We start from the raw sequence: 9090 nt of genomic DNA, 5'->3' as shown, positions 1-9090 counted from the left end.
TGTTGAAAACATCGCGTTGTTTAGACGTTTTGTCATGAATATGCTCAAGCAATGCGACTGTGGTGCTCCGAGCCAAAAAGTGAAGATGAAGAAAGCGGGTTGGAACGATGATTATAGGGCAAGAGTCTTCTTGGGGTTATAAATCCACCAAAGTATGCTCCCGCCCTGTACTTTTACCGGGAACAATCGTCAACTCTTCCATTTTTAAGAAATGGGGGTTGTCGGCTGTCGTTTTATTGATGTTTTTGATAATTCTTTGAGCTTGTTTCTCTGATAAACTACCAAAACCAACATCAATATCGCTGCCTTTACTGAAATCTCCTCTTATTCGACTTCCACCAAATACCACCGTTGAATCTCTTTTTAGCCCCTGTTCTAAAATCAGAGTAGCTTGTTCAGTTGTTAAATCAGGTACATGTTTTGATAAAAACGCAGACTGCTCTGTAATACCAGAAGTTCTTAATGTTGGTTCTAGGGTCGTAATAACGGGCAAAGTTGTAGTGAAGCCCTGTTTCCACATCGTGATATTGCCCTTGAAAACGGAGCGGGTTGCCAGCGCTCTCCACCTCAATGCGCGCACGTCCGTATGTGTCGTAGCGTGCTTGCCAAACAAGCGAGCCTTGCTCATCCACCAGAGCCAAAGGTGTGCCAATTTGGTCACATTGGTAGAAGTAGCATTGCTCATCTTCCACTAGCATGATTGGCGTGTGACTATTGGGCAAATAAAAATACCAACGGTACTTTCCGTTGTGATACTCACCAATTAACTGGCTCCCCTGCCAGATAAACTCGGTGGTGCCAGTTTCTGTCACTTTTCGACTACGAGGCCCCAGCGCATCGTATTCAAAATGAGAAAGTACCCCACCGAATCGATCAAATAGCATTCCTGGCTCAAAAACACCTTCAGACCTCGTTACTGCATTATCTGGCGTCTAGTCGACTGGAAAGTGCGTATAGCATAGTCTGAAGTTATCTAGGTCTATCTTCACATTGATGTGAAATAGTCAAGTAATGTTGCTTATTTAGAACATCCTTTTATAGCGCAAGACGATTGTTGCCGTACCGGCCCTCTTGTCTAGAGTTGATTCTATGGTCCCCCAAGTAAAACTGGCTGGCGCAGTAAGTGAAAAACAATTTTTCAACCATGTGTCATTCTTAGCCTTATCTTTAAATAGCTCTCCATTTTCTACATTATCCCAAGAAGGCTCTCTATTATTAGGACTTAAAGTTATAGATACTAAAGAACCTGACTCGAAATAGACTCTAAAGACAAACTTCTTTCCACATATTTCATAGGGAGGAGTGTAATATGATCTGTAGTCACCATTATGAACCAGTTTGTAAATATCACTTTTGAGCTCTGATGACAAAAAATCTCTCTCACTTGTATCTTTAGTAAACTCAAAGCTCCAAACATCTGCTTTAATCTTTCCTTCTGAGAGCATATTCATAATCTAATTAAACCTATTTATTCAATGGGATAGAGTATAGTGGCTTCAGGTAAGCTTTATAGTTCTCAATAACTATCTGTGGCAGACCTCCTGAGCCATGTTGAGGATTTGCTAGCGTCCTACCAAATGCTGCCGGTACATCATCAACGACTTCGTACGCACTGACTCCGGGTCGGTACAAACCTGTTATAGGGTGAACAGGAATTCTAGCAGGATCTCCTGGTGCTACCTGAACACCATTAAATAATTTCTCAGAACTATAATCAGCACGTTTTAACGCACTAACCGTAGTATAAAACTCGGATTGGCCAGGTGTTCCACCGTAGATAATCTTCCCTTTCTTAAGAATAATATCTCTATAACTGTCTTTGCCCGGATAATCACCAGCTCCTTGAAGACTTCGAGCAAACTCTGATGGGGTTAACTTACTATCTGGAACTACCCCTTTCCCCACAGACTTCATAGCAACTCTACCGCCCCATGCGGTCATCACTATTTCTGGGGCTAACTGCACGAGTGTTGCCGCCAAGGGGGAACCTGTATGTTCTAGTGTTGCACTCCCAAGCCCTTCCATTGTATCTGCATAGGCTTCAACATATCCAGATACGTTGTTAATAATTTGATGTGCGCCCCGAGACTGCGGAACATAGCTATATTTCTCTTGAATCGATTGAATGAGCGCAGAAGATTGCTCTAAATCACCAAATGCGAGTTGCGCTAACCCAGCTAAGCCAGCCACCGCGTCAACGGCTGTGTTGTAAGCACCTGCCGCCAGCATTTCTGTCGCACCCAACGCATAATCAATGCCGACTTGCTGAACAGCGTCTGGCGCTATGGCATGTAACTGATAAGTCGGGCTGGCTGTTTTCACCGCACTGGTGTAATTGCCTGAGCCCATCGCGTAAAACATTGGCTGTTGCGGTTGGGTATCGTTCACGCCGGCATTTATTGCAGGAGCGTCCTCTTTGGCACATAAGCCATGCGGGTCTACCCACATCATCGGATTGGGAGCATATTGATAATGGTTTATGCCGCCTAACAGCCCAATCGGGTCTGGCTGAATAAAGCGCCCTGTTCTTGGGTCGTAATAACGGGCAAGGTTGTAGTGTAGCCCTGTTTCCACATCGTGATATTGCCCTTGAAAACGGAGCGGGTTGCCAACGCTCTCCACCTCAATGTACGCACGTCCGTATGTGTCGTGACGGGCTTGCCAAACAACCGAGCCTTGTTCATCCACCAGAGCCAAAGGTGTGCCAATTTGGTCACATTGGTAGAAGTAGCATTGCTCATCTTCCACTAGCATGATTGGCGTGTGACTATTGGGCAAATAAAAATACCAACGGTACTTTCCGTTGTGATACTCACCAATTAACTGGCTCCCCTGCCAGATAAACTCAGTGGTGCCACTTTCTGTCACTTTGCGACTACGACGCCCCAGCGCATCGTATTCAAAATGAGAAAGTACCCCATCACTGTCAACTTGTACGAGCTGATTGAGTGCGTTGAAGCATCGATACTGCGCGTTCCCCTCGCCCTCTGCACAAATCTGATTGCCATGAGCGTCATACTGGAAGCGCCAACCGTTGTGTTCCACCAATCTGTCACCCATTAGCAGACAATCCGCTTCACTTGGATTGCCAAAACTATCGAATCGGTAGGTTTCTTCCTGATGTGCGTTTTTGGCGCGAGTGAGCTGACCTAGGCTGTCGTATTGGTAATGTGACGCCCCTTGTACACTGTCGATGATAATGGCGAGCTGGTGAGCGGTATCATAATGGTATTTCCTGCTTCGGTTGTTCCACTGTTGTTGAGAAAGTCGGCCAATACCATCAAACCGTTTCTGTTCTTGCTCTTGCCCATAGTAAACCGAGCAGATTCGCCCCATGGAGTCATAGTCAAAATGCACACAAGGCGGCTTCTCACCTATTGAAATTGCCGCTAATTGACCGTACGCGGTATACGCATAGTTCACTTGGCTACCATCTGCTAGAAGCAACTGGCTAAGTTGCCCTGATGCGTTATGGTGATAACCAATCCTGTGCTGCCCCTGAATTTGTTGAGATAGCTGACCACCAGACGAGTATTGGTACTGAATAGTGCACGCTTGGTTGGTTGCCAAACGCAGTTGCGACCCGTGACTAAACTGGTATCGGTTTTCCGACACACCATGCGTCGCCCCCGCCTTGACCAGACAAAGATTGCCTTCAGCATCATAGGAAAAGACAACTTGACGTTCGCAACTTTCTAAGCGGGAGAGTCTTCCGGCTAAATCATAGTGATACTGAGTAGTGACACCATCAAAATTCTGCGTTTCAGTGACATAGTCGTCTGGCGACAGCGTAAACAGAAAATCACATGCATCGCTGCGAGAAATTCCAACGAGGTTCCTTTCTCCATCATAACGAAAAGCAAGCTCTCCACCATCGGGGCAGATGATTGCATTCGGCTGTGCCAGCAAGCCCCACTCAATCGTACTCGTTCCTGCAGGGGTAATAAGGTGTGTTACTCGGCCGCATTCGTCATACCGGTAACGCACTTCATGCTGTAAGTCATCCTCTTCACTGTAGGTAAAGGTTTTGGTCAGATGGCCATTGGTATCATGCTCAAATGCGGTCACCATTCCGTTGGGAAATGCAATGCCATCGAGCCGATGTTCTTGGTTGTAACTGTAACGTAGCAATGTTTGATTGGCTTGATGAGCGATCATCTGATGGGCATCATTCCACCACCATTGATGGCTTTCACCATCCGATGCTTTACTTTCGATCAGACGGCCAAACTTGTCATAACGACAATCTGTCCGCTTACCGCTTGAATCGCTCAAAGCCGTCAGTAAACCTAATATATTGTACTGGCGTTGCTCTAATGAGCCGTTTGGATAACGAATCGCCGTTTGCTGACCTAGTGCGTTGTATTGATAACCTGTTGTGGCTCCACTGGAATGACGCTCTTTTGTTTTCTGACCATACGCATTGTATTGGTAGCACACCGTCTCACCGCTGGGTTGTATCGCGCGCACGAGTCGGCCGTTGTTATCGTATTCCCAGCGCCACTCACGCCCTTCAGGGCTGCGTTTTGAGCTTAGTTTGCCATGGGCATTGTGTTCAAATGACCATTGATGCCCCAAGGTATCGCGATAACTAGACGTTTCATCTTGGTAGTGAAATTGATAATCGTAAGTGCCGTCATCGCCATAATTACGAAGACATTTGGCTTCCGGCCCTTCTGCTGACCACTCAAAATAGTGACTAAATCCCGACTGACGCTGCCTTCTTTTGAGCAAATGACTCTCTGAGTAGAAGTAGCTTTCTGTTTGACCATGCTGATTGGTTGCCGCCGTTAAATTGTCTTGCGCGTCATATTGATAGCTCGCCAGCACCTTCCCGGAATCGGGGAGCCGGACTTCAACCAGATGGCCTCTTCGATCATATTGAAGCTCTGCGCAGTGCTGTTTGTTATAGCGAATGCCGACCAAACGCTGTTTTGAGGAATAATCCAGATCAATTAGATCAATGGCTGTCGTTCTGATTTGTTTAATTAACCAAGTTTCATTCTTCCGTTCAAACTTGTACTGGGTACCATTCGCTAACGTGACCAGCAAATAACCATTTTCGTGATGGAAGCAACTTGCTCCTACGTAAGTTTGGTAACTCACCGCACCTTGGTTCACGACAGGAAACGAAATGACGTCGCCCATCTCATCGCAAAAATGCCAACCCGTTAGCTTTCCTTTTTCAGAGTGTACTTCGTGGATTTGATAGTCGAAACAATGTCGCCAACCATGCCCTAAGCCAGTGTCTAAAAGACAAAACGAGGAACGATAGGTGCGAGAAAAACTCAATCGATGGTGAAGTGTTAAGTCACACAGTGTTAGGATTTCTTCACCCGTCACCATAGAAACCGGGTCGCCGGCTTTTTCATGATGTTTACTGCTTTCGGCTTGCGCTTCGTCGCAAGTTTTATCATCACTTGTTTGGCTCTCTGTTTTCCCATCTGACGCGGGTTTTGACGCTTGGTTTTGAGGTGGTGGTGTTAAAATCGTTGGTTTTAATGATGCTGGCGTCACGCTTTCAAACTGAACGACATGCAGCCTTCTTGCTGCCAGTGCCGCACTCAGTGACGCAACGTAATCTTCGAAGACTTTTTCATCGCGAAAGGGACTTTGGGGTATATTATCTCCCAACCAACCGCTTACCTCGGCGATGTCTTCTAACGAAGCAAGCTTAAATTTTTCGACAAACTGTTGAGCAACCAGCTCTGTCGGGAAGTGCAGTGTCTTCCCTTCGGCGATTGGCTGGTCTGAGAAATAGTGTAACGATCCATCGTAGGCAGAGATTTTGACTATCCGTTGTCCATTCATTTACTTATCTTCCGAACGACTGCTCCAACGATACAAAATACCCACGGCTAACCCCTGTCCTTCAGCATCAATCTGTAAGACATGAAAGGGTTTATGTGGATCTTGCAACTGTTTTTGATAGGCATGAAGCGCCTTATATAACCCGGTTCCAGCACCGAGTTGCCCCACCAATGTGCTGGAGAACAAATAGCCTGTGTTTTCTGTTACCCAAGGCGAAAAACGGTGTAGCTGGGAATGCCAAATAGGCATATCAGCACCGTCTAGAGGTAACATGAGTTCCGTTAATTCTCTTTGACACATTTGAGACAACGACGCCATCACTCTGGGAATGCCACTTTCATAGTGGCTGGAATAACGGTCAAACTGAACTTTCGATGGTTCTAGACCGTATGTAGAGCGTGCAATATGCACCAAGAGTAATGAGTCAGTTTTTATGTCTTCAAAAAGTTGATATTCACTGCCTACACAAAATAGAGACGAAGTATCCACGGACAACACCCAGCACTCATGGCGCTCAAGACAATGCATGACGCGCTCGAAGGCAACCAAAAAAGAGGCATTCCCATAGGGGTAACAAAATATAGAACGCTGACCGCTAGGCGTGTCACCCAGTACCTCGTTGAGTTTCTTCACCAGCTTCAGTACCTCATTTTGTGTCGCTAGTTCAGGCAGCAAGAAGAAAATCGTCGCTTGTGTTGGGATCCTAGAAATGTCTACTGAATAATGTGCAATCAGCTCCTCCAAACGAACCAATAGAGACGCTGATTGATGTGCGAATGTTTTATAGCTATTTCCAGAATAAAACAGATCATCGCACCATTGAGGTGGCTCAATCGTTCCTAAATTATCTTGAGTCGCCAGATTGTGAGAACCAACATAAACAGCGTGTGGATTAAGTTCGAGCGCCATCTAATCTCCAATCAACACGGTAGGTACGCCAACCAATATTTTGCCACCGTGAGAAGTGCTATCACCCATCCGAGCGGCTGGCTTGCCGTTAATTTTTACTGACGATGAACCGCTTGAAATACTGTCGGGAGGACCAACGCATATCAGCTTGTCTCCTTCTCTCGCGGCAGGTATACCTCCTATTTTCACATTCGGCGAGCCCGTGACGACAGGGCCTCCAACATGGGGAATCTTCCCTGTCTTTTTCGGACAGACGTGAAAACAACCAATGACAGATGCAGGTTTACCCATGTGTTCTTCCTAGTTCAGTGAAATCTGGCCAGCTTTTAAGGCAATCGAGGCACCATTAATGGCTATTTTGTTGCCCTTAATATTGATCTCCCCCGAACTCGACATCTGAATCGAAGCACCGCCCACTTTAATTTCAATGCTTTTGCCTGCGGTCAGAGAAAGGACTTCGCCAATATCGAGTGAATAGTTTTTCCCAATCTTCCCAGAGACGTTTTGTCCAACCTCCTCCGTTAGGTTGTTGGTAATTTTCTGGGTCTTATTGTTTTCAACTAGGACATCAGCGGAATCTTCGACGACCATTTGGAAGTTCTTTTCCGCATGAAGATAGACATGTTCCTCACCCGGTTTATCTTCAAAGCGTAATTCGTTGAAGTTACTCGCCCCTTTTTCTACAGACTGGCTACGGTAACCACTTTGGGTTTTCTTCTCTGGCAACGAAAAAGGTGGCGCTTGCGTCCCATTGTAAAGCGACCCTGTCACCACTGGCTGATCCGGATCCCCATTGATAAATTCAACGATGACCTCTTGCCCTACTCGTGGCAGAAATGAGCTTCCCCAGCCATTCCCTGCAATTTGTTGTGCGACACGTATCCAGCACGAACTCGTCGTATCAAACTTACCTTCACGATCCCAGTGAAATTGAACTTTTATCCGCCCATATTTGTCGACGTAGATTTCACCTTGCTTATTACCTGTCACAACCGCAGTTTGGATTCCGCGAATAACTGGCCTCACAAAGTTAACCGCCGGACGATGCACTTTCCCTGACTCAATGCAGGTAAAATAACTCCTAACACCTTGATTTGAAGGGCCACCATGACCTACTTGGTTGAAAACAGCTGCGTTGATAACAATCGATGAGAGCACGAACTCTTTGCCGATTCGGCTAGGGTCTTCATGCTTACCAAATTTGAAACTTCTGCCGACCGCAAAGGAGCGGCAACTCGACTCTCCAGAACAAACGTATGCGTTTTGCTGTAATGATTCGATCGTGTGGGTATTTCTCGTTTTGTACTGATCACCCGACTCCGCTTCACCCAGATATTCATAATGCTCGCTACTCGGAACGGTAAATAAGGATTCGCTCCCTTTTGCCGTATTGTTAGGATGTGAAGCTGGCTTTTTCATATCATAGCCACTTTTGTGACTGCGCGTGATCACCATCGATTGAGCTTCATGCCACGAAGAGATATGACCCAACTCTGCGGTACCTGAATTGAAATCAATTAAAAATTCAGCACCTGGCTTGTAATAGCTGGCATCATCAAATATCTCGATCACATGTGAAGATTTAGTATGGCTGAAACAGAACGACAGCCCTTCCTCAGATAAGAGTCTTTTAACAAACTGTAGATCCGATTCTTCGTACTGAACTTTGTAGTTATACTTGGCATAGCTTTTGGTCAGAGAAAAAGAAAAGTCGACGCCATGCTCACCAAGAATTAATGAAATGATTTCTTTTATATCTTTATTTTGAAAGATTCGGCTGTTGATTTTGTAGTCCGCAAAATTCAATTTTGGCACAACAACAAGCTCAATGTTTTTGTAATTTTCACCATCTTCAAATTTGGTCACTCGGCTTCCTGCTAGTGTTGCCTTTGCAACAAACCCATGGAAGTATCTCGGTTCCAACATGACTTGGCTATTATTATCCATTTTGATAATAACTGGCTGACCCACGATTTGATTCAGTTCGCCTTTTTGACCATTAAAATAAGCATAAACTCGCAATGAAAATAGCTCTGACATTTCTTCTCTATATTCAAAAGAATTGAGAATAATCGCATCTTTCCCATAAGGCGTGGAAATATTTATAAATTTATTATCTTGAGTCGCTTTTTTCATTACAAACTTCTTTATAAACAAATAAGGAGGGCACTTTCGAACCCTCCAAATGATTTACATTTGTTCAGGGCGGGAGCATACTTTGGTGGATTTATAACCCCAAGAAGACTCTTGCCCTATAATCATCGTTCCAACCCGCTTTCTTCATCTTCACTTTTTGGCTCGGAGCACCACAGTCGCATTGCTTGAGCATATTCATGACAAAACGTCTAAACAACGCGATGTTTTCAACAG

At 45.4% G+C, this 9090-nt stretch carries 6 protein-coding genes and 3 pseudogenes; 1 reads left to right on the top strand and 8 read right to left on the bottom strand.

All coding sequences use genetic code 11. From position 1 onward, the window contains the following. Positions 1-142, top strand: a pseudogene (locus FC652_RS19050) (ISAs1 family transposase); the annotation flags it as partial. Here FC652_RS19050 and FC652_RS20860 read toward each other — a convergent pair. The 8 genes and pseudogenes from FC652_RS20860 to FC652_RS19010 all read right to left on the bottom strand — a co-directional run. Continuing rightward, a complete protein-coding gene (locus FC652_RS20860; protein WP_176299786.1) occupies positions 137-349 on the bottom strand; it encodes a nucleotidyltransferase domain-containing protein in 213 nt (70 codons plus the stop codon). The pseudogene FC652_RS19050 and the gene FC652_RS20860 overlap by 6 nt on opposite strands. Before the next feature lie 121 nt (positions 350-470). Next, positions 471-863 (bottom strand): annotated as a pseudogene (locus tag FC652_RS19040) (RHS repeat domain-containing protein); the annotation flags it as partial. 159 nt (positions 864-1022) lie between these two features. Next, positions 1023-1451, bottom strand: a complete 429-nt coding sequence (locus tag FC652_RS19035; RefSeq protein ID WP_072615634.1) for a hypothetical protein — start codon at positions 1449-1451, stop codon at positions 1023-1025. Positions 1452-1464: 13 nt separating this feature from the next. Then, positions 1465-5811, bottom strand: coding sequence for an RHS repeat-associated core domain-containing protein (locus FC652_RS19030; RefSeq protein WP_255199193.1), 4347 nt, complete (start codon positions 5809-5811; stop codon positions 1465-1467). Beyond that, positions 5812-6720, bottom strand: a complete 909-nt coding sequence (locus tag FC652_RS19025) for an NAD/NADP transhydrogenase subunit beta (RefSeq protein WP_176299785.1) — start codon at positions 6718-6720, stop codon at positions 5812-5814. It abuts the gene before it with no gap. Further along, positions 6721-7011, bottom strand: a complete 291-nt coding sequence (locus tag FC652_RS19020) for a PAAR domain-containing protein (RefSeq protein ID WP_011081381.1) — start codon at positions 7009-7011, stop codon at positions 6721-6723. A 9-nt stretch (positions 7012-7020) separates the two neighbouring features. Continuing rightward, positions 7021-8856, bottom strand: a complete 1836-nt coding sequence (gene tssI, locus FC652_RS19015) for a type VI secretion system tip protein VgrG (protein WP_080539247.1) — start codon at positions 8854-8856, stop codon at positions 7021-7023. Between the two features lie 91 nt (positions 8857-8947). Beyond that, positions 8948-9090, bottom strand: a pseudogene (locus FC652_RS19010) (ISAs1 family transposase); the annotation flags it as partial.

Origin of the sequence: Vibrio sp. 05-20-BW147, from assembly GCF_013369385.1 — a bacterium.
GTDB classification, from domain to species: Bacteria; Pseudomonadota; Gammaproteobacteria; order Enterobacterales; family Vibrionaceae; genus Vibrio; species Vibrio floridensis.
The sequence above is the reverse complement of the archived record's forward strand: the minus strand, read 5'-3'. Positions and strand labels throughout refer to the sequence as shown.

What these genes read in the sequence shown, in the direction of transcription:
- FC652_RS19025 (WP_176299785.1), bottom strand. Translation starts at nt 6,720, where the DNA reads ATGGCGCTCGAACTTAATCCACACGCTGTTTATGTTGGTTCTCACAAT.
- tssI (WP_080539247.1), bottom strand. Translation starts at nt 8,856, where the DNA reads ATGAAAAAAGCGACTCAAGATAATAAATTTATAAATATTTCCACGCCT.
- FC652_RS19030 (WP_255199193.1), bottom strand. Translation starts at nt 5,811, where the DNA reads ATGAATGGACAACGGATAGTCAAAATCTCTGCCTACGATGGATCGTTA.
- FC652_RS19035 (WP_072615634.1), bottom strand. Translation starts at nt 1,451, where the DNA reads ATGAATATGCTCTCAGAAGGAAAGATTAAAGCAGATGTTTGGAGCTTT.
- FC652_RS19020 (WP_011081381.1), bottom strand. Translation starts at nt 7,011, where the DNA reads ATGGGTAAACCTGCATCTGTCATTGGTTGTTTTCACGTCTGTCCGAAA.